This window comes from Shinella sp. R2-11, assembly GCF_055330205.1.
On the sequence record NZ_JBVAPC010000007.1, the window covers coordinates 240,876 to 263,279 of the forward strand.

A 22,404-nucleotide genomic window follows, 5' to 3' on the forward strand; every position below is an offset into this window, starting at 1 on the left:
GCTACTGGCTTATCGTCTCGCTGCGGACGGCTTCGAGGTTGAAGGCCGCGGCCATGAGGGCCCTGGTATAGGCCTCGCCCGGCCGCTCGATGATGTCCTTCGCCCTGCCCTTCTCCACCACGCGCCCGCTGCGCATGACGATGATGTCGTTGGCGAGCGCGCGCACGACCTTGAGGTCGTGGCTGATGAAGAGATAGGCGAGATTGTGCTTCGCCTGAAGATCGCGCAGGAGCTCGACCACCTGTGCCTGCACGCTCATGTCGAGCGCGGAGGTCGGCTCGTCCAGCATGACGAATTCGGGTTTCAGCACCATGGCGCGGGCGATCGCGATGCGCTGGCGCTGGCCGCCGGAAAATTCGTGCGGGTAGCGCCAGCGCGTCGAAGGATCGAGGCCGGTTTCTTCCAGCGCGGCGGCGACGCGACGGTCGCGATCGGCCTCGGAAAGCGAGGGTTCGTGGATCTTCAGGCCCTCCGCGACGATGTCGGCGACCGACATGCGCGGCGAGAGCGAGCCATAGGGGTCCTGGAAGACGATCTGCATGCGCCGGCGCAGCGGCCGCATCTCGGCGAAGGAGTGGCCGGCAATGTCCTGCCCGACGAAGGCGATGCGGCCCTTGGACGAGATGAGCCGCGTCAGCGCGAGGCCGAGCGTCGTCTTGCCGGAGCCGGATTCGCCGACGACGCCGAGCGTGTGGCCGGCGCGCAGCTTAAGGTCGATGCCATCGACGGCCTTCACATGATCGACGACGCGGCGCATGAAGCCGGCCTTGATCGGGAACCAGACTTTTACGTCCTCCGCCTCCACCACAATGGGCTGGCTGTCGTCGGCCGGGCGCGGCTCGCCGCGAGGCTCGGAGGCGAGGAGGTGGCGGGTATAGGCGTGCTGCGGGTTGGAGAAGATCTCCTCGACCGGACCGGTCTCGACGATCCTGCCCTTGGTCATCACGCAGACCCGGTCGGCGAATTTGCGCACGATGCCGAGGTCGTGGGTGATGAAGAGCATGGACATACCGTGCTCTTCCTTGAGGTTCTTCAGGAGCTCGAGGATCTGCGCCTGCACGGTGACGTCGAGCGCGGTGGTCGGCTCGTCGGCGATCAACAGCTCGGGGCGGTTGGCGAGTGCCATGGCGATCATCACGCGCTGGCGCTGGCCGCCGGAAAGCTCGTGCGGATAGGCGGCGAGGCGCTTTTCCGGCTCGCGGATGCCGACCTGGTTGAGGAGTTCGAGGATTTTCGCGCGCGCGGCGGGGCCTTCGATATCCTGGTGCAGCTTCAGGATCTCGCCGATCTGCCGCTCGATGGAATGCAGCGGATTGAGCGAGGTCATCGGCTCCTGGAAGATCATGGTGATGTCGTTGCCGCGCACCGCGCGCAACGCCGCGTCCGACGCTTTCAGGAGGTCCTTGCCCTTGAAGACGATCTCACCCGACGGATGGCTCGCGGCGGGATAGGGCAGCAGCCTCAGGACCGAGTTCGCCGTCACCGACTTGCCGGAGCCCGATTCGCCGACGAGGGCGACGACCTCGCCGCGGTGGATCTCGAAGGAGACGCGGTCGACGGCGAGTGAGGTATTGCCGCCCTGGTGGAAGGCCACCGACAGGTCGCGGACGGAAAGGATGGTTTCGGGAGCGCTCACCGGAAGGTCTTCCTCGGATCGAAGGCGTCGCGCGTCGCTTCGCCGACGAAGATCAGCAGCGACAGCATGACGGACATGACGACGAAGGCGGTGAGGCCGAGCCACGGCGCCTGAAGGTTCTCCTTGCCCTGCGCGATCAGTTCGCCGAGCGAGGGCGAGCCCGGCGGCATGCCGAAGCCCAGGAAGTCGAGCGAGGTGAGCGTGGTGATCGAGCCGGAGAGGATGAAGGGCAGGAAGGTGAGCGTCGCGACCATCGCGTTCGGCAGGAGGTGCCGCGCCATGATCGTCGCATTGCCGACGCCGAGCGCCCGGGCCGCCCGGACATATTCGAAGTTGCGGGCGCGCAGGAACTCGGCGCGCACCACGCCGACGAAGCCGACCCAGGAGAAGAGCAGCATGATGCCGAGCAGGATCCAGAAGCCGGGCGGCAGGATGGCGGCGATGATGAGCAGGATGTAGAGCACCGGCATCGAGGACCAGATCTCGATGAAGCGCTGCATCAGGAGGTCGGTCCAGCCGCCGAAATAGCCCTGGATCGCGCCCGCCGTCACGCCGACCACGGCCGAGCAGATCGTCAGCGCGAGGCCGAAGAGCACCGAGATGCGGAAGCCGTAGATGACGCGGGCGAGCACGTCGCGCGCCTGGTCGTCCGTGCCGAGCCAGTTGAGATTGTGCCAGTTGCAGTTCACGTCCGCCGCGCCGTCCGGATAGCCGGAGCAGCGCTCCTCCTTCGACATCAGCCAGAAGGGCTTGGTCGGCGCGGAATGCGGGATGTTGGAATTGGTCGAGCTGTAGGAATAGCGGATCGGCGGCCAGACCATCCAGCCGTTCGCCTCGATCTCCTCGGTGATGAAATCGGAGCGGTAGTCGGTCTCGGCGAGGAAGCCGCCGAACTTTTCCTCCGGATAGTCGATCACGACGGGGAAGAGCAGCTCGCCCTTGTAGGAGGCGAGGATCGGCCGGTCGTTGACGATGCATTCGGCAAAAAGGCTGAGCACGAAGATGACGAGGAAGATCCAGAGCGACCAGTAGCCGCGCCGGTTCGCCTTGAAGTTCTCCCAGCGCCTCTTGTTGGTCGGCGAGAGCAGGCCCTTCCTCGGCGGGGCGATGGGGGTCGTATCGGTAATGGCGGTCATCAGACGTCCCTCCGCTCGAAATCGATGCGCGGATCGACCCAGGTATAGATGAGGTCGGAGACGAGGGAGACGACGAGGCCCATCAGCGAGAAGATGAAGAGCGTGGCGAAGACGATGGGATAGTCGCGCCGGACGATGGAATCGTAGCCGAGGCGGCCGAGGCCATCGAGCGAGAAGATGTATTCGATCAGCAGCGAGCCCGTGAAGAAGGCCGAGATAAAGGCGCCGGGAAAGCCGGCGATGATGATCAGCATGGCATTGCGGAAGACGTGGCCGTAGAGCACCTGGCCCTCGGTCAGGCCCTTGGCGCGTGCCGTCGTGACATATTGCTTCTTGATCTCGTCGATGAAGGAGTTCTTCGTCAGGAGCGTCGTCGTGGCGAAGGCGGAAAGCAGCAGCGTGATCAGCGGCAGCGTCATGTGCCACATGTAGTCGAGCGGCTTCTGCCACCAGGCGAGGCTGTCGAAATTGTCCGAGACGATGCCGCGCAGCGGGAACCAGTCGAGGAACGAGCCGCCGGCAAAGACGACGATGAGCAGAATGCCGAAGAGGAAGCTCGGCACCGCATAGCCGATGATGATGATGCCGGAGGTCCAGACGTCGAAGGCTGAGCCGTCCTTCACCGCCTTGTGGATGCCGAGCGGGATGGAGATGGCGTAGGAGAAGATGAGGATCCACACGCCGAGCGAGATGGAGACCGGCATCTTCTGCGCGATGAGGTCGACGACGGAGACGTTGCGGAAGAAGCTCTCGCCGAAGTCGAAGCGCATGTAGTCCCACATCATCGTGAAGAAGCGCTCGAGCGGCGGCTTGTCGAAGCCGAACTGCTTTTCCAGCTTGGCGATGAATTCCGGATCGAGGCCGCGCGCGCCGCGATAGGCGCTGTCCTGCCCGACCTGCTGCAACATGTCGCCGCCCCCGCCGGAGAGGCGATCGCCGCCGCTCTGGCTCGTCAGGTCCGCGATGACCTGCTCGACCGGACCGCCGGGCGCGAACTGCACGATCGCGAACGAGATCGCCATGATGCCGAAGATCGTCGGGATCATCAGCAGGATGCGGCGCAGGATATAGGCGCCCATCAGCGATCACCCGCCCGATTGCGCCGCGTCGATGTCCAGCCGTCCAAGCCCGATCCTTCCGTTCTTCCGCCGCCGCGCGGCCGGTGATTCGTCATCGCTATATGGAGCCCAGCCGGACCGCGTGTGCAAGCCCCGGCTTATTTGCCCCGTCTCACTTGGCTGCGTTCTTCGACCACCAGACGTCCGGGAAGCCGAGGCCGTAATAGGGCAGATCCTTCGGCCGGGCGAGATGGTTCCAGTAGGCGACCTGCACCGACCTGGAATAGAACATCGGCACGAGATAGTGATGGGCGAGCAGCACGCGGTCCATCGCCTTGACGGTGGCGACGAGCTCGGCGCGGTCCGGCGCGAAGATGATCCGGCGGATCAGTTCGTCGATGGCGGGATCTGCGATGCCGGCATAGTTGCGCGAGCCCTGCTGGTCGACCGAGGAGGAGCCCCAGTAGTCGACCTGCTCGTTGCCCGGCACCAACGTCTGCGCCCAGATGCCGTAGAGCATGTCGTAGTCGAAGCTGCGGACGCGGTTGGTGTATTGCGAGCTGTCGACCGTGCGGATGCGCGCGTCGACGCCGATGTCGGTGAGGCTCTTCACATAGGGCAGGACCGTGCGCTCCTGCGAGGGATTGGAGAGCAGGATCTCGATGCCGAAGGGCTCGCCGGTCTTCACGTTCACCAGCTTGCGGTTCTTCAGCTCGTAGCCCGCGTCCTTGAAGAGCGTCAGCGCCGTGCGCAGGTTCTCGCGTGCCTTCTTCGGGTCGCCCGCGACGGGATTGGTGTAGGGCGTGGTGAAGACTTCGGGCGGAACCTTGTCCTTCAGCTCCTCCAGGATTTCCTTCTCGCGGCCCTCCGGCAGGCCGGAGGAGGCAAGCTCGGTGCCCCAGAAATAGCTGTCGATACGGTTGAGCCGGCCAAAGGAGAGGTTGCGATTGAGGCTTTCGAAGTCGTAGGCGTAGTTCAGCGCCTCGCGCACCCGCTGGTCCCTGAACTTCTCCCGGCGCATGTTCGGCACGAAGGCCTGCATGATGCCGGTGGCACGCAGCGGGTTCTCGATCTCCTCGCGCACGATACGGCCGTCCTTGGCGGCCGGGAAGTCATAGGCCGTCACCCAGTGGCTGGACGAGTTGTCGCGGTAGAAATCGACATTGGCGGCGCGGAAGGCCTCGAATTCCACGTTCTTGTCGCCGAAGAACGTATAGGTGATCGCGCCGAAATTGTTCTGGCCGACATTCACGTTGAGGTCCTTGCCCCAATAGTCGTCGCGCCGCTCGAAGCGGATGGATCCGCCTGCCTGGAACGAGGCGATCCTGTAGGGGCCGGAGCCCATGACCGGCTCCAGCGTCGTGCGGCTTATGTCGCGCTTGTTGCCCTTGGCGTCCGTGCCCTCCCACCAGTGCTTCGGCACGATCTGGAACTGGCCGAGGATGTTGGGAAGCTCGCGGTTGTTCTTCTCGTCGAAGCGGAAGGTGACGTCGCGCTCGCCGGTCTTCTCCGCCGAGACGACATGCTTGTAGTAATTGGCGAGCAGCGGATTGTGCTCCTTCGACTTCTCGAAGGAGAAGATCACGTCCTCCGGCGTCACCGGCTGGCCGTCCGCCCATTTGGCTTCGGTCCTAAGGCGGAAGGTGGCGGAGGAGATATCGTCCGGGAAGGACACGCCCTCGGCCAGCAGGCCATAGGCGGTGGTGATCTCGTCCTCGGCGGATTTCAGCAGCGTGTCGAAGACGAGGGAGGAAACGCCCGACGCCGCCTCGCCCTTGGAGAGGATGGGGTTGAACGTGTCGTAGGTGCCGGTTTCGGAGAGCTTCAGCTCGCCGCCCTTCGGCGCGTCGGGATCGACATAGTCGAAATGGGCAAAGCCGTTCGGGTGCTTCAGTTCGCCGATGGTGGAAAGGCCGCTGTGCCAGACCGGCTCCCTGGTCTCCTGTGCTCCGGCGCCGGTCGCAGTCCCCATCGACAGGGCCAGGACGACCATGAACACGTTTCTCCCGAAGGCTGCATGCATGCCAATTCCCTTTCGTATCCTTTGCCGAAGCATGCGGGAGAGAATAGGCAAAATCCGGGCAAATGACAGGCCCGCCATCAAAGCGGCGGTTTTTGCCGAGCCTATTGGTCGCGACGATTCACTTCTGTGAAAGGATGCCCGTTTAACCTTTCGCAACCATTGCGACTTTCGAGACCGGACGATGCCAGCCCATTTCCTGCTTTCCCGCCTGACCACTCGCCTGCTTTCTGGCCTCATCGCCTCCGGCCTTGCGCTGACCGCGCTCGCCTCGCCGCTTGCGGCCGAGGAGCGGCCGGCCAAGGAGCTGTTCGGCGCCAAGCGCCTGCCGGCGATGATGGCGACGAGCCCCTACGGGTCCTATGCGAAGGGCTGCATTGCCGGCGCAGTGGCGATCCCGACGGACGGCCCGGCCTGGCAGGCGATGCGCCTGTCGCGCAACCGGCGTTGGGGCCATCCGAACATGATCGCGCTGCTGGAGCAGTTCTCGCAGGATGCAAGGCAGCTCGGCTGGCCGGGGCTGCTGCTCGGCGACATCTCGCAGCCGCGTGGCGGGCCGATGCTGTCGGGCCATGCCTCGCATCAGGTCGGCCTCGATGCCGATATCTGGTTTACGCCCATGCCGGACCATCGCCTGTCCGCCGAGGAACGCGAGAAGCTGCCCTTCACCTCCATGCTCGACAAGAGCAAGTTCCTGACGGTCGATTCGCGCCGCTGGACCTCCACCCATGCCCGCCTCGTCATGAAGGCGGCGAGCTATCCCCAGGTCGAGCGCGTCTTCGTCAACCCGGCGATCAAGAAGAAGCTCTGCGAGACCTGGCAGGGCGACCGCTCGCTGCTCGGCAAGGTGCGGCCGATCTACGGCCACGACGAGCACTTCCACATCCGCATCAAGTGCCCGGAGGGCGCGCCCGGCTGCAAGCCGCAGGCGCGCGTTCCGGCCGGCGACGGCTGCGATCAATCGCTCGCCTGGTGGTTCACCAAGGAGCCTTGGGAAAAGCCCAAGCCGAAAAAGGACGCCAAGCCGGTCAAGCCTTGGTACGTGAAGATGTCGGACCTGCCGAAAGCCTGCGGCACGGTGCTCGCGAGCGCCTCGCCGTCCTCCGAGCAGGACGTGACCTATCACGGCAATGGCAGCGCCTCGACCGCGCTCGCCTTCTCCGCAAGCGCCGGGGGCGATGCTGGCGCGACCATCGAATCGGTGATCGCCTCCGATACGGCGCTGCCGGCGATCGTGCCTATCCCCATTCCGCGACCGTTCCAGTAGGTCAAAGGCCCCTCCCCAACCCCCTCCCCACAAGGGGGAGGGGCTTAACGTGCCGCTCCGTTGGCATTCATTATCGAACGGTGAGCAAGCCTCCTGCTTTCTCCCCCCTTGTGGGGGAGATGCCGGCAGGCAGAGGGGTCTTCGGGGCTTTTCAACACCCCGCCGCTTTTGTATAAGGCGTTCAAATCGATTTAAAGTCGCTGGGGAACGCCCATGTCGCGCCGGAAATGCATCGCGCTCATCGCGCATGACGAGAAGAAGGACAACATGGCGGCCTTCGCGCTGAAGAACGAGAAGGTTCTTGCGCAGGCACGGATCTTCGCGACCGGCACGACCGGCGGCCGGGTGCTGGACGCCTGTCCCGGCCTCGACGTGACCCGGCTGAAAAGCGGCCCGCTCGGCGGCGACCAGCAGATCGGCGCGCTGATCGCCACCGGCGAAGTGGACGTGCTGATCTTCTTCGTCGATCCGCTGACGCCCATGCCGCACGATGTCGACGTGAAGGCGCTGATGCGGCTTGCGATCGTCTACGACATTCCGATGGCGCTGAACCGGGCGACCGCCGAGCAGCTTCTCGACTTTGCCGCCGGTTGACGGCAACCTTCGCCGCAGATAGCGAAAGCGGACCATCCACCACAACGAACGGGACAGCTTGATGGCACGGCCGGGCGACAACGACGCGAACTTCCCCTTCCCCATCCTGATCGGCGATATCGGCGGCACCAATGCGCGCTTCGCGCTGCTGGTCGACGCCTTCGCCGAGCCGAAGCCGTTCCCCATCGTCCAGACCGCCGACTTCGCCAATATCGACGACGCGCTGCAGCGCTGCATCCTCGACACGACCTCGGTGCAGCCGCGCTCGGCGATCCTGGCGCTCGCCGGGCCCATCGAGGGCGACGAGGTGCCGCTGACCAATTGCCCCTGGGTGGTGCGCCCGCGCGACATGATCGCCAATCTCGGCTTCGAGGACGTGCTGCTGGTCAACGATTTCGAGGCGCAGGCGCTCGCCGTCGCCTCGCTCGGCGACGAGGACCGCGAGAAGATCGGCCCCGGCGTGGAGCGGCATTCGGCCTCGCGCGCCGTGCTCGGCCCCGGCACCGGGCTCGGCGTCGCCGGCCTCGTCCATGCCCGCCATAGCTGGATTCCGGTTCCGGGCGAAGGCGGCCATGTCGATGTCGGCCCGCGCAGCGAGCGCGACTACCGGATCTGGCCTTTCCTCGAACCCATCGAGGGCCGCATCTCCGCCGAGCAGCTCCTGTGCGGGCGCGGCATCATGAACATCTACCAGGCGATTTCGGCCGCCGACGGCGTCGATGCACCGCTCGCCACCCCCGCCGACGTCACGGCGAAGGCGCTCGCCCTGGAGGACCGCGCGGCGATCGAGACCGTCTCGCTGTTCTCCACCTATCTCGGGCGCGTCGCCGGCGACATGGCGATGATCTTCATGGCCAAGGGCGGCGTTTTCCTGGCCGGCGGCATCTCGCAGAAGATCCTGCCGGCGCTGCGCGGGCCGGAATTCCGCGCCGCCTTCGAGGACAAGGCGCCGCATAGCGCGCTTCTCGGCTCGATCCCCACCTATGTGGTCACCCACCCGGTCGCCGCCCTTGCCGGCCTTGCCGCCTTCGCCCGCATGCCGGACCGCTTCGGTGTTGCAACGGAGGGACGCCGCTGGAAAAGCTGAGCGCTCCGGCGGGCCCGCGCCGCGCCGCGGACTCGCCAAAAGCGGACCGACGCCCTATAGAGCGGCCACGGGCCGGTTTACCGGCCGCCGTCGAGACCGTGCAGGAAAGTCAGTTTATTGGCCGATAAGAGTCGAACCGAGCACCCATCCGTCAGCTCCGATACCATCGCCAGCGTGCTCAAGCGCGTCATCGCCGAAAACGGCCGCGAATATATTCGCGGCTATCTTCTGGCGATCCTGTGCCTCGCCATCATCGCCGGCACCACCGCCTACGCCGCCTGGATCATGGAATCGGTCGTCAACGAGGCCTTCGCCAACAAGCGCGCCGACCTCGTCCTCATCATCTGCGGCTCGATCTTCGCCGCCTTCGTGCTGCGCGGCTTCGCGACCTATTTCCAGGCCGTCATCCTGTCGAAGATCGGCAACAACATCGTTGCCCGCTACCAGCGCCGGCTGTTCTCCCACCTGATGGCGCTCAGCGTCAGCTATTTCAACGAGTCGCGCTCGGCCTATCTCGCCGCCAAGATCAACCAGAACATCTCCGGCATCCGCGACGTCCTCAACATGACGGTGACGTCGCTCGCGCGCGACCTCCTCACGCTGCTTGCCCTCATCGGCGTCATGCTCTCGAAGGACTGGCTGCTGACGCTCATCGTCTTCGCCGTCGCTCCGCCGCTTCTTCTCGGTCTGCGCTATGTCTCGAAGCGGCTGCGCGCCGCCACGCGCGAATCGGTCGAGCTGAACAGCCATGTGCTCGGCGCGATGCAGGAGACGGTGCAGGGCATCACCATCGTGAAGGCCTTCACGATGGAAAACCAGCTCAAGGAGAAGGTCGACAGCATCATCGAGCGGGCGGAGAACCGGTCGAACCGCATCGCGCGGCTTACCGAGCGCACCGCGCCGATGTCCGAGTCCTTCGCCGGCTTCACCATCGCGGGCGTCCTTGCCTATGCCGCCTTCCGCTCGATCTACGGCGGCATCATGCCGGGCGCGTTCTTCTCCTTCGTGACGGCGCTGCTGATGGCCTACGACCCCGCCAAGCGCCTCGCCCGCCTGCAGGTCTCGCTGGAGCGCGCGGCGGTCAATGCCCGCATGATCTACGAGATCCTCGACCTGAAGCCGCGCCAGGCCGACCGCGCCGATGCCCGGCCGCTCGCGATCACCGATGCGGCCATCACCTTCCGCGACGTGCGTTTCGGCTATTCCGAGAGCGAGACGATCCTCAAGGGCGTCAGCTTCACCGCCGAGGGCGGCAGGACGACGGCGCTCGTCGGCCCCTCCGGGGCGGGCAAGTCCACCATCATCAGCCTCATTCCGCGCTTCTACGATCCGGCGGACGGCGAGATCCTGATCGACGGGCAGGACATCGCGCATGTGACCAAGCAGTCGCTGCGCAATGCCATCGCCTATGTCTCCCAGCAGCCCTATCTCTTCGAAGGCACGATTCGCGACAACATCCGCTACGGCCGCCCGGACGCGACGGATGCCGAGATCGAGGAAGCCGCGCGGCATGCCTATGCGCATGACTTCATCCTCGCCCAGCCGCTCGGCTACGACACGCCCGTCGGCGAGAACGGCGTGACGCTGTCCGGCGGCCAGCGCCAGCGGCTTTCCATCGCCCGCGCGCTGGTGCGCAACGCGCCGATCCTCCTACTCGACGAGGCGACCTCCGCGCTCGACACCGAGTCGGAACAGGCCGTGCAGAAGGCGCTGGACGAGGCGATGAGCGGGCGCACCGTGGTCGTCATCGCGCATCGTCTCTCGACGGTGGTGCGCGCCGACAAGATCATCGCCATGCAGGACGGCATGGTCATCGAGGAAGGCACGCACGAGGACCTTGCGGCGCGCGAGAACGGTCTCTACGCTCGCCTCAACAATCTCCAGGCGCCCGCCGGCCTCACGGGCAAATAGACAGCAAGGACGAAAGACATGAGCGGCAACCCAATGAAGCTGGTCGTCGTCGGCGCCGCGGGCCGCATGGGCCAGACGCTGATCCGCACCATCCACGCCATTAAGGGCGCGGAGGTCTTCGCCGCCGTCGAGCGCGAGGGCTCGCCCTTCGTCGGCCGTGATGCGGGGGAGCTTGCCGGCCTTGGCCCGATCGGCGTTCCCGTCACCGACAAGCCGCTGGAGGCCTTCGTGGCGGCCGAGGGCGTGCTCGACTTCACCGCCCCCGCCGCCACCGTCGAATTCGCGGGCCTCGCCGCGCAGGCGCGCATCGTGCATGTCGTCGGCACCACCGGCTGCTCGGCCGCCGACGACGAGAAGATCAAGGCCGCCGCCCGCCATGCCCGCGTCGTGAAGTCCGGCAATATGAGCCTCGGCGTCAACCTGCTCGGCGTTCTGACCGAGACGGCCGCCCGCGCGCTCGGCCCCGACGACTGGGACATCGAGGTGCTGGAAATGCACCACAAGCACAAGGTCGACGCTCCCTCCGGCACCGCGCTGCTGCTCGGCAACGCCGCCGCGAAGGGCCGCGGCATTTCGCTGGCGGAGAATTCCGTGCGCGTGCGCGACGGCCATACCGGCCCGCGGCCCGTCGGCACGATCGGCTTTGCCACGCTGCGCGGCGGCTCGGTCATCGGCGAACATTCCGTGCTGCTGGCCGGCGAAGGCGAGACGGTGACGCTGTCGCACAGCGCGACGGACCGCTCGATCTTCGCCCGCGGCGCCGTCAAGGCGGCGCTCTGGGCGCGCGACAGGAAGCCCGGCCTCTATTCCATGCTCGACGTGCTCGGGCTCAATTAAAGTCAGCCTCAGGAGACAGACCATATGAGCGGAACCCTCGTCCTCGTTCGCCACGGCCAGAGCGAATGGAACCTGAAAAACCTCTTCACCGGCTGGCGCGACCCCGACCTCACCGAACTCGGCGTCGAGGAGGCCAGGACCGGCGGCAAGGCGCTCGCCGACACGGGCATCAAGTTCGACATCGCCTTCACCTCAGACCTTTCCCGCGCCCAGAAGACGCTGAAGATCATCCTCGACGAGATCGGCCAGCAGGGTCTCGAGACGATCCGCGACCAGGCGCTCAACGAGCGCGACTACGGCGACCTTTCCGGCCTCAACAAGGACGATGCCCGCGCCAAGTGGGGCGAGGAACAGGTCCATATCTGGCGCCGCTCCTACGACGTGCCGCCGCCGGGCGGCGAAAGCCTGCGCGACACCGGCGCGCGCGTCTGGCCGTATTATCTCACGGAGATCCTGCCCCGCGTGCTGCGCGGCGAAAAGGTGCTGGTCGCCGCCCACGGCAACTCGCTGCGCTCGCTGGTCATGGTGCTCGACAAGCTGACGAAGGAAGAAATCCTGAAGCTCAACCTGGCGACCGGCGTGCCGATGGTCTACACGCTCAACGCCGATTCGACGGTGAAGTCGAAGGACGTGCTCGGGGACATGTCGGGCGCGCATTGAGCGCTAGCCCTTCCCATAAATCATGACCTCCACCAGAGGTGGAGGTTTGAAACGCTGCGCTTGAACCGCTAGAAGCGGTTTTGCTATAGGTTAGTCGCTACGGTTAAACAGGTCGGCAAAGTCGGAAGCTTTGTCGGCCTTTTCCTGATTACGGATATAACGTCTGACGACCTGCTCATCATAGCCAGCCGTAGAGACGAAGTACCCACGCGCCCAAAAGTGATAGCCTTTGTGACGCCGCTTGCGGGCATATTTGTTGGCCACATAAAGGGCCGTCTTGCCTTTCAAAAAGCCGACAATCGAGGACACCGAGTATTTCGGCGGGATCGATATCAGCATGTGCACATGGTCGGGCATCAAGTGCCCTTCCCTGATCTCGCATCCCTTTTGTCGAGCAAGATTATGTAGCAGATCACCCAACTCACGCCTTACGTCCCCGTAAAGGCGCTTCGTTCTGTACTTACTCGCGAAGGCCACATGATATTTGCAGTCCCACGTCGCGTGTGATTGCAAGCGTTCGTCCATAAAACCTCCGGTCTATGTCTCGGCCAATCTAGCGGTCCAAGCGCGGAGGTCTCTCAACTACAATGTAGAACTCGTCCAGTCCTCCACCAAAGGTGGAGGTTTATTTACTCCATAAGAAAAAGGCCGGCATTCGCCGGCCTTTTGCATTTCAGGCCTTGCCCGATTCCCAGCCCAGCATGGCGCGCTTGCGCGTCAGGCCCCAGTGGTAGCCGGTCAGCGCGCCGCTCTTGCCGAGCGCGCGGTGGCAGGGCACCACGAAGGAGATGGGGTTGCGGCCGACGGCGGCGCCGACGGCGCGCGAGGCGGTCGGCTGGCCCAGCCCCTCGGCGATGGAGGAATAGGTGACGGCGCAGCCCATGGGGATGCGCAGCAGCGCCTGCCAGACGCGGACCTGGAAATCCGAGCCGATCAGCACCACGCGCAGCGGTGCCTTGGGATCCCAGCGCTTCGGGTCGAAGATGCGCTCGGCATAGGCGGCCGTCGCTTCCCGGTCCTCGACATAATGCGCGTTCGGCCAGCGCGAGGACATGTCCTCGAAGGCATCCATGCCGCCGGCCTCGTCGGTGAAGGCAAGGCCGGCAAGGCCCCGGTCAGTGATCATGACCAGCGCCCCGCCGAAGGGCGAGGGATGGAGGCCATAGCGGATGGTGAGCCCTGCCCCGCGCGCCTTCCACTCGCCGGGCGACATGGCCTCGTGCGTGACGAAGAGGTCGTGCAGCCGGCCGGGACCGGAAAGGCCGACCTCGAAGCTGGTTTCGAGCAGCGGCAGTTCCTCCTGCCGCAGCAGGCGCTTGGCGTGATCGAGCGTCACGGCCTGCAGGAAGGCCTTCGGCGAGAGGCCGGCCCAGCGGGTGAAGGTCTTCTGCAACTGCGTCGGCGACTGGCCGAGGCGGCCGGCAATGTCCTCCAGCCCGGGCTGCTCCCGGTAATCCTCGGTGATCATCTCGATGACACGGCGGACGGTCGTGTAGTCGCCGCCCTCGGGCGTGATGTCGGTTTGCAAAGTCGCGGCAATGTTCATCGCTTTTCTCCTGTGCCGCCAGAAAAGCACGCCCCCGGCGTGCCGGCCACCCGTTTCCTGCGGGACTTAGCTTAGTAACCGCGCTTCACACGCGCCAGCGCGCCGGAAAAGGCGGAGGCGAAGCGCTCGCGGTCGTCGAGCGGCAGGAAGGTGCCGACGTCGGTCTCCCGGCCGTTGCCGCGCACATGCATGGCGGTGATGCCGATCTTCGCCTTGCGCGAGACGAGGAAGCGCGCCCAGAACGGATTGAAGGCATATTCCGTTTCCTTGCCGGACGGCGTGATCTTGCGGATCGAGATGCTGGTGCGCGAGAGCGAGACGATCTCTTTTGCCCTGGCCGCCCGGTTGTTCAGCCAGAAGGCGCCGAAGAGGATGAGGAAATCCGCCCCGAAGAACATGACCACCGGCCAGGCGCCGGAGATCATGAAGACGGCCATGTGGGCGACGCTGAGCGCGCCCGCGATGAGGAAGAAGATACGATGCCCGTTCCGCCCCAGCGAGCGATAGGGATGCAGCTCGGCGGAGAAGACCGGCAGGTCGTTCATCGTGATGTCGGCGTTGCCTTGGGTCATGACGCTTGATTATAAGCAAGCCGCGCGGGACTGTGTAGCGGTTTTGCGGGGCTCGCATCGGAGGCATCATGGACAGCGTGAAGACCCGGAAGAAAGCGCCCTCGGCGCCGCCGCGCCGCAAGGCGTCCGCGCCGGTGAAGAGCCTCTATTCGCAGGACGAGCTGAAGGAGATCTTCCGCCGCTTCTCCATCCAGCGGCCGGAGCCGAAGGGCGAGCTGGAGCATGTGAACCCGTTCACGCTCGTCGTCGCCGTCGCGCTTTCCGCGCAGGCGACGGATGCCGGCGTCAACAAGGCGACGCGCGCCCTCTTCAAGGTCGCCGACACGCCGGAGAAGATGCTGGCGCTCGGCGAGGAGAAGGTGCGGGAATACATCAAGACCATCGGGCTCTACCGCAACAAGGCCAAGAACGTCATCGCGCTCAGCCGCATGCTCGTCGACCGCTTCAACAGCGAGGTGCCGCGCACCCGCGAGGAGCTGGTGATGCTGCCCGGCGTCGGCCGCAAGACGGCCAATGTCGTGCTCTCCATGGCCTTCGGCCAGGCGACGATGGCGGTCGACACGCATATCTTCCGCATCGCCAACCGGATCCGCCTCGCCCCCGGCAAGACGCCGGACGAGGTGGAGGATAAGCTGATGCGCATCATCCCGGACGAATATCTCTACCACGCCCACCATTGGCTGATCCTGCACGGGCGGTACTGTTGCAAGGCGCGCAGGCCCGAATGCGAGCACTGCGTCATCGCCGATCTCTGCAAGTCGCCGGAAAAGACCTCGGACGTCCCCGCCCCGCTGGTCGAGCTTCCCCCGCAGCTGTTCGGCCCGACGCCCTGAGCGTCAGCCCTGCCGCAGTGAGAAGCCCGGATCCTTGCGGCTCAGCGCCTTGTGGAGATGCACCATCAGGCCGGCGGCGAAGAGCGGCGTCATCAGGTTGACGATGGGGACCGCCAGGAAGGCCGCGATGACGAAGCCGGCCAGAAGCACGGTGGAAGCATGCTTGGCGCGGAACAGCCGCGCCTCGGCGGGCGTGCGGTAGCGCATGGCGGCGAATTCGAAGAATTCCCGGCCGAGCAGGTAGCCGTTGACGAGGAAGAAGGCGACGAGGTTCACGCCCGGAATGAACAGGAGGAACAGCGCGACGAGGTTGCCGAGGATGACCACGCCGAGGAATTTCACCGATCCCGCGATGGCCTGGCCGAGCGGCAGCGCCGTGCCCCGTGCCTCGCCGGGATAGTCGCGCGTCTCGATGACCTCGGCGACATCGTCGAGGAAGAAGCCGGCGATGATCGCCGTCACCGGCGCGAGCAGCAGGGCGAGGCCGAGCGCAAGGCCAAGGCTGGCGACGATGCCGAAGACGAAGGCGAGCCAGCCCGCCCAATCCGGCAGGTTCGGCATCATCGCGCCTTCGAGCCAGGGCCAGGCGAAGGCGATGAAGGTTTCCCGCAGCCCGAACCAGATCACGACGAGCGCCAGGACGGTGAGCCCGAGGACCTTCCAGAAGACGCTGCGCGTCTCGGGCGCGAAGAGATTGGCGAGCGAAAGCCGGACGGCGTCGAAGATCATCGAAAACTCCTGTTCGGCTTCCGCATGTAGGGTGTGGAAAAGCCCCCGGCAAGGCACGCGTGCAGCGTGCCCATTAAGACCCCGTTAAAGGACCGCTCCTAGACTCCCGCGCACCCGCACGCAGCCGTGCGACAAATCAGGGAACCGTCATGCGTAATGTCCGGATCGGCAGGCTCGTGCCTGCGCTCTTCGTCCTCATGGTCGTCCTGGGCGGATTGCAGGGCATCGTCGACGACGACGCCTCCCGCTGGGCCCTGCTTGCCGCCAGCGCGGGCCTTGCCCTTGCCGGCATGGTCCTCGTCAGCCGCCGTGTCGCAAGGCCGCTCGCCGAGCTTGCCGATGCCTCTAAGCGCCTTGCCGCGGGCGATACGGATGCTGCCATTTCGCATGCCGACCGGAGCGACGAGATCGGCACGCTGGCGGCCGGCCTTGCGGCCATCCGCGACACTGCCGCCGAGCGCCAGCGCCTCGACCGCCGGAACGAGGACGACCGCCGCCGCGCCGAAGGCGAGCGGCAGGCGCGCGAGGCCGAGCGCACGCGCGACAGCGGCCGCGTGCAGGAAGCCGTCACCAGCCTTGCCGATGCGCTCGGCAGGCTTGCGGGCGGCGACATGACCTGCCGCATCAAAAAACCCTTCGACGGCGACCTCGAGCGCCTGCGCGCCGACTTCAACGCCACCGCCGCCCGCCTCGGCGAGGCGATGCGCGAGGCGCGCGAGAATGCGCGCGCCATCGATGCCGGCGCCGGCCAGATCCGCACTGCGGCGGAAGACCTGTCGCGCCGCACCGAGCAGCAGGCCGCCTCCGTGGAGGAAACCGCCGCCGCGCTGGAGGAGATTACCACGACCGTCAGGGATTCCACCCGGCGGGCGGAAGAGGCGGGCTCGCTCGTCGCCCGCACCCGCACGGGAGCGGAAAAATCCGGCGAGATCGTGCGCCGCGCCGTCGCCGCCATGCAGGAAATCGAAAAATCCTCCAGCGAGATCACCAGCATCATCGGCGTGATCGACGAGATCGCTTTCCAGACCAATCTGCTCGCCTTGAACGCGGGCGTCGAGGCGGCACGCGCCGGCGAGGCCGGCAAGGGCTTTGCGGTCGTCGCGCAGGAGGTGCGGGAACTTGCCCAGCGTTCGGCCAAGGCCGCCAAGGAGATCAAGACGCTGATCAACACGTCGGAGGCGCAGGTGCGCACCGGCGTCTCGCTCGTCGGCGATACGGGGCGCTCGCTCCAGACCATCGTCGCCGAGGTGCAGGAGATCAACGGCCACGTCCAGGCGATCGTCGAGGCCGCGCGGGAGCAGTCGATCGGGCTTCAGGAAATCAACATGGCCGTCAACGCCATGGACCAGGGCACGCAGAAGAACGCCGCCATGGTGGAGGAGACGACCGCCGCCGCCCAGGGCCTCGCCTTGGAAGTGCAGGCGCTGAACGCGCTCATCGGCCAGTTCAACGTCGGCGGTTCGGCTGCTGCCGGCCGCACCATGCACGCGCCGCATCTCCACGTCGTCCCCGCCACGCCGCCGGCACCGCCCGCCGCACCCGCGCCGGAGCAGAAGGTCGCCCGCAAGTCTCCGGGCCAATGGAACATCAAGGCCGCGACGGAGAAATCCCGCCCCGTCACTTCTCCCGCCCTCGCGCTCAGCGAAAAGCTCGCCGGCGCGCTCGGCGTGCGGCAGGAGAAGGGCAACGAGGGGGATTGGGAAGAGTTTTGAGACGAGGAGCGTAGTTCAGGCGAGAGCGTGAGGCGCGCCTTTCCCTCGAAGCCCTTGCTCTCCTTGCTTGATTTGACCCAGTCCACTCCCCCTCAGGGCAGGGCTATCGCCTACGGAATTCGGCATTGCTGCTCTTCCCTTCTCCCCAGCGGGGAGAAGGGGGATGGGGAGGCATCTTCCTCCCATATGCAACAGCCCTCCCTCCCAGGGAGGCACCCGCTCGCGGAACGAAAGGCCGGTGCTAGGCCAGCCCTTCCTCCGGCGGATAGACATGCGTCTCCCCGCGGAAATCGCGCAGGCGAAAGCTGCCGTCGTCCGCTTCCTCCACTGCCGGCGAATCCGCCCGCACCTTGCCGTGGCCGCCGGGGATGTCGAGGATGTAGGCCGGCTGGCAGAGGCCGGAGACGTGGCCGCGCAGGCTCTCGACCAGCGCCCGGCCTTCGGCGAGCGTCAGGCGGAAATGGGCCGTGCCGGGGGCGAGGTCGGGGTGGTGCAGGTAATAGGGTTTCACGCGGTTCTCGACGAAGGTGCGCATCAGGCTCGCCAGCACGCCGGCATCGTCGTTGACGCCCTTGAGCAGCACCGTCTGGCTGATCATCACCATGCCGGCATCGACGATGCGGGCGATGGCGGCACGGGCTTCGGCCGTGAATTCGCGCGGATGGTTGGCGTGGAGCGCCACATAGGTCGTCTTGCCGGAGGCCTTCAGGGCTTCGATCAGCGCGGCGTCGATCCGCTCGGGATCGACGACGGGAACGCGGCTGTGGAAGCGGACGATCTTCACGTGATCGATCGCCGCAAGCCGTTCCATGATCGCGCGGAGGCGGCGCGGGGAGAGGACGAGCGGATCGCCGCCCGTCAGGATGACCTCCCATATCTCCGGCCGCTCCGCGATATAGGCGATGGCCGTATCGAGCGCCCCGGGCGACAGGGTGCCGAGCCCTTCCGGGCCAACCATCTCGCGGCGGAAGCAGAAGCGGCAATAGACCGGGCAGACATGCACGGCCTTGAGCAGCACGCGGTCGGGATAGCGGTGCACGATGCCCTCGACGGGGCTGTGCGCGAGGTCGCCGATGGGGTCGGCGCGCTCTTCCGGCAGGGTGACGAGCTCGGCGGCATCGGGGATGAACTGGCGGGCGATGGGATCGAGCGGATTGTCCGCGTCGATCAGCGCGGCGAGCGCGGGCGTGACGGCGACAGCGTAGCGCTCGGCAACGGCGGTTGCGGCGCGCCGCTTCTCCTCCGGCAGGAGGCCGGCGGCGGCAAGTTCGGCAACCGTGGTCAGGCTGCGCGCGGCCGTCACGGCGCGGTCTCCGCGACGGGGGCCCAGAGCACCTGGTCGATGCGCGGCGCGCCGGTCGCCAGCATGACGAGGCGGTCGAAGCCGAGCGCGATGCCGCTCGCTTCCGGCATGAGGGCGAGGGCGGCGAGAAAGTCCTCGTCGAGCGGATAGGTCTCGCCATAGACGCGGGCCTTTTCCGCCATTTCCAGCTCGAAGCGGCGGCGCTGCTCGGCGGCGTCCGTCAGCTCCCCGAAGGCATTGGCGAGCTCCACGCCGCAGGCATAGAGCTCGAAGCGCTCGGCGACGCGCGGATCGTGCGGCGCGGGTCGCGCCAGCGCGGCTTCCGCCGTCGGGTATTCGCAGAGGATGGTGGCGCGGCCGAAGCCGAGTGCCGGCTCGATCTTCTCCACCAGCACGCGGCTGAAGAGATCGGCCCAGGTGTCGTCATCCGCAACGCGGAGGCTTGCTGCCCGCATGGCGGCGGCGAGGGCCTCGCGGTCGGTCGCGCCATCGGCGCGGATCGTCGCGAGGAGGTCGATGCCGGCATGGCGCGTGAAGGCATCGGCCACCGTCAGCCGCTCCGGCGGCAGCGCGGGATCGCAGGTCGCGCCGCGATAAGAGAGAAGGGAGACGCCGGCCGTTTCGGCGGCGAGCGCGAGCATGTCGCCGCAATCGGCCATCAGCACGTCATAGGTCTCACCGGCGCGGTACCATTCCAGCATGGTGAATTCGGGATGGTGCAGCGGGCCGCGCTCGCGGTTGCGGTAGACATGGGCGAAGCAGGCGATGCGCTGCTCGCCCGCCGCCAGCAGCTTCTTGCAGGCGAATTCCGGCGAGGTATGCAGATAGAGCGGCGTTTTCGTGCCCGCATGGCCGATGGCGGCGGTCGTAAAGGCATGGAGATGCGCCTCGTTGCCGGGCGAGACCTGCAGCGTCGCGGTGTCCACCTCGATGAAGCCGCGCGCGGCGAACCAGCCGCGCAGCGCCGCCTGGATGCGGTTTCGCGCCATCAGGAACGGCCGGCGATCGGCGTGGACATCGGGCGTCCACCAGGGCGAGGGCTTGGGGCTTGTGGCGCTCATGTGACAGGTTTCTTCGGCCATGCCGGCGGCAAGACTGGTCTTTTGCCGGAATATAGGGTAGTTGCGGCCCCGAAAACGCTTTTTCGGCGTTCGGGGAACGCGTCTCGTGGCGGTCCTCTACGACGCGATCCATCCAGTTACAAGGAAGACTTATGGTAAAGATCATCGCCTCTTCCGTCCGCAAGGGCAATGTCCTCGAGGTCGAAGGCAAGCTCTATGTCGTGCTGACGGCGCAGAACTTCCACCCCGGCAAGGGCACGCCGGTCACGCAGATCGACATGCGCCGCATCTCCGACGGCACCAAGGTTTCCGAACGCTACCGCACGACCGAGCAGGTCGAGCGCGCCTTCGTCGAGGACCGCGAGCACAACTACCTCTATGAAGACGGCGACGGCTACCACTTCATGAACCCGGAAACCTACGACCAGCTCACCATGTCGCAGGAAGACATCGGTGATCTCAAGGCCTACCTGCAGGAAGGCATGACGGTCGTTCTTTCCGTGCACGAGGGCGTCGCGATCGCCATCGACCTGCCGCGCCACGTCACGCTCGAAATCACCGAGACCGAGCCGGTCGTCAAGGGCCAGACGGCCTCCTCCTCCTACAAGCCGGCGATGCTGTCGAACGGTGTCCGCACGCTGGTTCCGCCGCACATCACCGCCGGCACCCGCGTCGTCATCGCGACGGAAGACGGTTCCTACGTGGAACGCGCCAAGGACTGACAAGGACCGGATCGGGCGGCCCCTCATCCGCCTGCCGGCACCTTCTCCCCGCAAGCGGGGAGAAGGGAAGGATGCACGCTTCGCCACAAGTCCCTTCTCCCCGCCCGCGGGGAGAAGGTCGCGGCAGCGGGATGAGGGGCTGCTCCGGTCTCCCCACCCTTCAGGAAGGGATTTTCCCGCATGACAAAATACGACGTGCTGACGGTCGGCAACGCCATCGTCGACATCATCGCGCGCTGCGACGAGAACTTCATCACCGACAACGGCATCATCAAGGGCGCGATGAACCTCATCGACGCGGAACGGGCGGAACTGCTTTATTCGCGCATGGGCCCCGCGCTCGAAGCCTCCGGCGGCAGCGCCGGCAACACCGCCTCGGGCGTCGCCAGCTTCGGCGGCAGGGCCGCCTATTTCGGCAAGGTCGCGGGCGACCAGCTCGGCGACATCTTCATCCACGACATCCGCGCCCAGGGCGTCCACTTCGAGACGAAGCCGCTCGCCGGCACGCCGCCGACCGCCCGCTCGATGATCTTCGTGACGCCGGACGGCGAACGCTCGATGAACACCTATCTCGGCGCCTGCGTCGAGCTCGGCCCCGAGGACGTGGAGGAACAGGTCGTCGCAGATGCCAGGGTCACCTATTTCGAGGGCTATCTGTGGGATCCGCCGCGCGCCAAGGACGCGATCCGCGAATGCGCGCGCATCGCCCATGCGAACGGCCGCGAAGTCTCGATGACGCTTTCCGACAGTTTCTGCGTGCACCGCTACCGCGGCGAATTCCTTGACCTGATGCGCTCCGGCACCGTCGACATCGTCTTCGCCAACAAGGCCGAGGCCCTGGCGCTCTACGAGACGGAGGACTTCGAGGAGGCGCTGCGGCGCATCGCCGGGGATTGCCGGCTTGCGGCGGTCACGATGAGCGAGGAAGGCTCCGTCATCCTGACCAAGGGCGAGCGGACGAAAGTCGACGCGATCAGCATTCCGCGCGTGGTCGACACCACCGGCGCGGGCGACCTCTATGCCGCCGGCTTCCTCTATGGCTATACGGCCGGGCGGTCGCTTGCCGATTGCGGCCGGCTCGGCAGCCTTGCCGCCGGGCTCGTCATCCAGCAGGTCGGCCCCCGCCCGCTGCTGTCGCTGGCGGAGGAAGGCCGAAAGGCCGGCCTTATTTGAAGGCTTCGCCGGGATAGGCGCCCCAGATCTCGTTCTGCGAGACCCAGCCGGCCGTGCCGTCCACTTCGGCACGGCACCAGTCGCCGTTGCATTCGCCGACCTTGACCACGACGCCGGGCTGGATCTTGGCGACCACCGTGGCGTTCGCCAGCGCCTCGCGGCGCATGTTGACGAAGATCTCGTCGCCCTTGCCGCGCATCCACGGCGCGGTCACGGCGGTTCGCTCGCCGGACAGCAGCGCCTGGTTGACCCAGCCCTCCGTGCCGTCGGCATCGCGGATGCGGCGCCAGTTGTCGTATTCCTGGATGATCTCCACCGGTACGCCCGATTTCATGTAGCGCCAGGAAACGGCATAATCGACGCTCGGGCCGACGCGCAGGTTCACGCTTTTCGCCTTGAGGCTGACGAAGCGGGGAAGCGGCAGGCCGCTCGGCCCCTTGGCCGCCTGCGCATGGGCGAATTCGACGCCGGCGACGGAAACGAGGATGCCCGCAAGGGCGGCGAGGCTGAGACGCACGAGGTGACGCATGGCAAGATCCGCACAAAC

21 protein-coding genes are annotated in these 22,404 nt (G+C 66.2%); 10 read left to right on the top strand and 11 right to left on the bottom strand.

The window, feature by feature from the left end; translation table 11 throughout:
* Position 1: 1 nt before the first annotated feature.
* The 4 genes from ACZ1A1_RS18615 to ACZ1A1_RS18630 form a co-directional block, all read right to left on the bottom strand.
* Positions 2-1,636: an ABC transporter ATP-binding protein gene (locus ACZ1A1_RS18615; protein WP_463621079.1), complete on the bottom strand. Its 1,635-nt coding sequence runs from the start codon at positions 1,634-1,636 to the stop codon at positions 2-4.
* Entirely contained in the window at positions 1,633-2,772 is a 1,140-nt protein-coding gene (locus ACZ1A1_RS18620) for an ABC transporter permease (RefSeq protein WP_463621080.1), read from the bottom strand. The genes ACZ1A1_RS18615 and ACZ1A1_RS18620 overlap by 4 nt, the downstream gene beginning before the upstream one ends.
* Positions 2,772-3,851, bottom strand: a complete 1,080-nt coding sequence (locus tag ACZ1A1_RS18625; RefSeq protein ID WP_463621082.1) for a microcin C ABC transporter permease YejB — start codon at positions 3,849-3,851, stop codon at positions 2,772-2,774. Before ACZ1A1_RS18625 ends, ACZ1A1_RS18620 begins: the two co-directional genes overlap by 1 nt.
* A gap of 151 nt (positions 3,852-4,002) precedes the next feature.
* Positions 4,003-5,802: an extracellular solute-binding protein gene (locus ACZ1A1_RS18630; RefSeq protein ID WP_463621132.1), complete on the bottom strand. Its 1,800-nt coding sequence runs from the start codon at positions 5,800-5,802 to the stop codon at positions 4,003-4,005.
* Positions 5,803-6,034: 232 nt separating this feature from the next.
* On the opposite strand from ACZ1A1_RS18630, the gene mepA reads away from it, so the two are divergent.
* The 6 genes from mepA to ACZ1A1_RS18660 all read left to right on the top strand — a co-directional run bounded on the left by mepA (position 6,035) and on the right by ACZ1A1_RS18660 (position 12,206).
* On the top strand, positions 6,035-7,117 hold the full coding sequence (gene mepA / locus ACZ1A1_RS18635; protein WP_463621083.1) for a penicillin-insensitive murein endopeptidase: 1,083 nt from the start codon (positions 6,035-6,037) through the stop codon (positions 7,115-7,117).
* 213 nt (positions 7,118-7,330) lie between these two features.
* Positions 7,331-7,711, top strand: coding sequence for a methylglyoxal synthase (locus ACZ1A1_RS18640; protein ID WP_463621084.1), 381 nt, complete (start codon positions 7,331-7,333; stop codon positions 7,709-7,711).
* A gap of 61 nt (positions 7,712-7,772) precedes the next feature.
* Complete coding sequence (locus ACZ1A1_RS18645; RefSeq protein WP_463621085.1) at positions 7,773-8,798, top strand: glucokinase; 1,026 nt, start codon at positions 7,773-7,775, stop codon at positions 8,796-8,798.
* A gap of 117 nt (positions 8,799-8,915) precedes the next feature.
* Positions 8,916-10,709 (top strand): ABC transporter ATP-binding protein, encoded by a 1,794-nt coding sequence (locus tag ACZ1A1_RS18650; RefSeq protein ID WP_463621086.1) that lies wholly within the window; start codon positions 8,916-8,918, stop codon positions 10,707-10,709.
* Positions 10,710-10,727: 18 nt separating this feature from the next.
* Positions 10,728-11,546 carry a 4-hydroxy-tetrahydrodipicolinate reductase gene (gene dapB, locus ACZ1A1_RS18655; RefSeq protein ID WP_463621087.1) on the top strand — a complete coding sequence of 273 codons (819 nt, stop codon included), beginning with the start codon at positions 10,728-10,730 and terminating at the stop codon, positions 11,544-11,546.
* Between the two features lie 24 nt (positions 11,547-11,570).
* Positions 11,571-12,206, top strand: a complete 636-nt coding sequence (locus tag ACZ1A1_RS18660) for a 2,3-bisphosphoglycerate-dependent phosphoglycerate mutase (protein WP_463621088.1) — start codon at positions 11,571-11,573, stop codon at positions 12,204-12,206.
* Between the two features lie 90 nt (positions 12,207-12,296).
* Here the strand turns inward: ACZ1A1_RS18660 and tnpA are convergent, their stop codons facing one another.
* From tnpA to ACZ1A1_RS18675, 3 genes are all read right to left on the bottom strand, one after another.
* Positions 12,297-12,731 (bottom strand): IS200/IS605 family transposase, encoded by a 435-nt coding sequence (gene tnpA / locus ACZ1A1_RS18665; protein WP_463621089.1) that lies wholly within the window; start codon positions 12,729-12,731, stop codon positions 12,297-12,299.
* A 148-nt stretch (positions 12,732-12,879) separates the two neighbouring features.
* The gene (locus ACZ1A1_RS18670) at positions 12,880-13,752 is read right to left on the bottom strand and encodes a methylated-DNA--[protein]-cysteine S-methyltransferase (RefSeq protein ID WP_463621091.1); all 873 of its coding nucleotides are present in this window, start codon (positions 13,750-13,752) and stop codon (positions 12,880-12,882) included.
* A 71-nt stretch (positions 13,753-13,823) separates the two neighbouring features.
* A complete protein-coding gene (locus tag ACZ1A1_RS18675; protein WP_318910468.1) occupies positions 13,824-14,324 on the bottom strand; it encodes a DUF2244 domain-containing protein in 501 nt (166 codons plus the stop codon).
* 68 nt (positions 14,325-14,392) lie between these two features.
* Here ACZ1A1_RS18675 and nth point away from each other — a divergent pair, with 68 nt between their 5' ends.
* Complete coding sequence (nth, locus tag ACZ1A1_RS18680) at positions 14,393-15,157, top strand: endonuclease III (protein ID WP_119257239.1); 765 nt, start codon at positions 14,393-14,395, stop codon at positions 15,155-15,157.
* 3 nt (positions 15,158-15,160) lie between these two features.
* Here nth and ACZ1A1_RS18685 read toward each other — a convergent pair whose 3' ends face one another.
* On the bottom strand, positions 15,161-15,886 hold the full coding sequence (locus tag ACZ1A1_RS18685; protein WP_463621092.1) for a sulfate transporter family protein: 726 nt from the start codon (positions 15,884-15,886) through the stop codon (positions 15,161-15,163).
* Positions 15,887-16,035: 149 nt separating this feature from the next.
* Between ACZ1A1_RS18685 and ACZ1A1_RS18690 the strand changes: the two genes are divergently transcribed.
* The gene (locus ACZ1A1_RS18690; RefSeq protein WP_463621093.1) at positions 16,036-17,598 is read left to right on the top strand and encodes a methyl-accepting chemotaxis protein; all 1,563 of its coding nucleotides are present in this window, start codon (positions 16,036-16,038) and stop codon (positions 17,596-17,598) included.
* 241 nt (positions 17,599-17,839) lie between these two features.
* Here ACZ1A1_RS18690 and ACZ1A1_RS18695 read toward each other — a convergent pair whose 3' ends face one another.
* Together ACZ1A1_RS18695 and epmA are read right to left on the bottom strand one after the other, a co-directional pair.
* Positions 17,840-18,901 (bottom strand): lysine-2,3-aminomutase-like protein, encoded by a 1,062-nt coding sequence (locus ACZ1A1_RS18695; protein WP_463621094.1) that lies wholly within the window; start codon positions 18,899-18,901, stop codon positions 17,840-17,842.
* Entirely contained in the window at positions 18,898-19,962 is a 1,065-nt protein-coding gene (gene epmA / locus ACZ1A1_RS18700; protein WP_463621095.1) for an EF-P lysine aminoacylase EpmA, read from the bottom strand. Before epmA ends, ACZ1A1_RS18695 begins: the two co-directional genes overlap by 4 nt.
* Positions 19,963-20,114: 152 nt before the next feature.
* Between epmA and efp the strand changes: the two genes are divergently transcribed.
* Together efp and ACZ1A1_RS18710 are read left to right on the top strand one after the other, a co-directional pair.
* A complete protein-coding gene (gene efp / locus ACZ1A1_RS18705; RefSeq protein WP_313195654.1) occupies positions 20,115-20,684 on the top strand; it encodes an elongation factor P in 570 nt (189 codons plus the stop codon).
* A 180-nt stretch (positions 20,685-20,864) separates the two neighbouring features.
* On the top strand, positions 20,865-21,857 hold the full coding sequence (locus tag ACZ1A1_RS18710) for an adenosine kinase (protein WP_463621096.1): 993 nt from the start codon (positions 20,865-20,867) through the stop codon (positions 21,855-21,857).
* Here ACZ1A1_RS18710 and ACZ1A1_RS18715 read toward each other — a convergent pair.
* Positions 21,850-22,386, bottom strand: a complete 537-nt coding sequence (locus tag ACZ1A1_RS18715; protein ID WP_313195652.1) for an SH3 domain-containing protein — start codon at positions 22,384-22,386, stop codon at positions 21,850-21,852. The genes ACZ1A1_RS18710 and ACZ1A1_RS18715 overlap by 8 nt on opposite strands.
* Positions 22,387-22,404 lie beyond the last annotated feature (18 nt).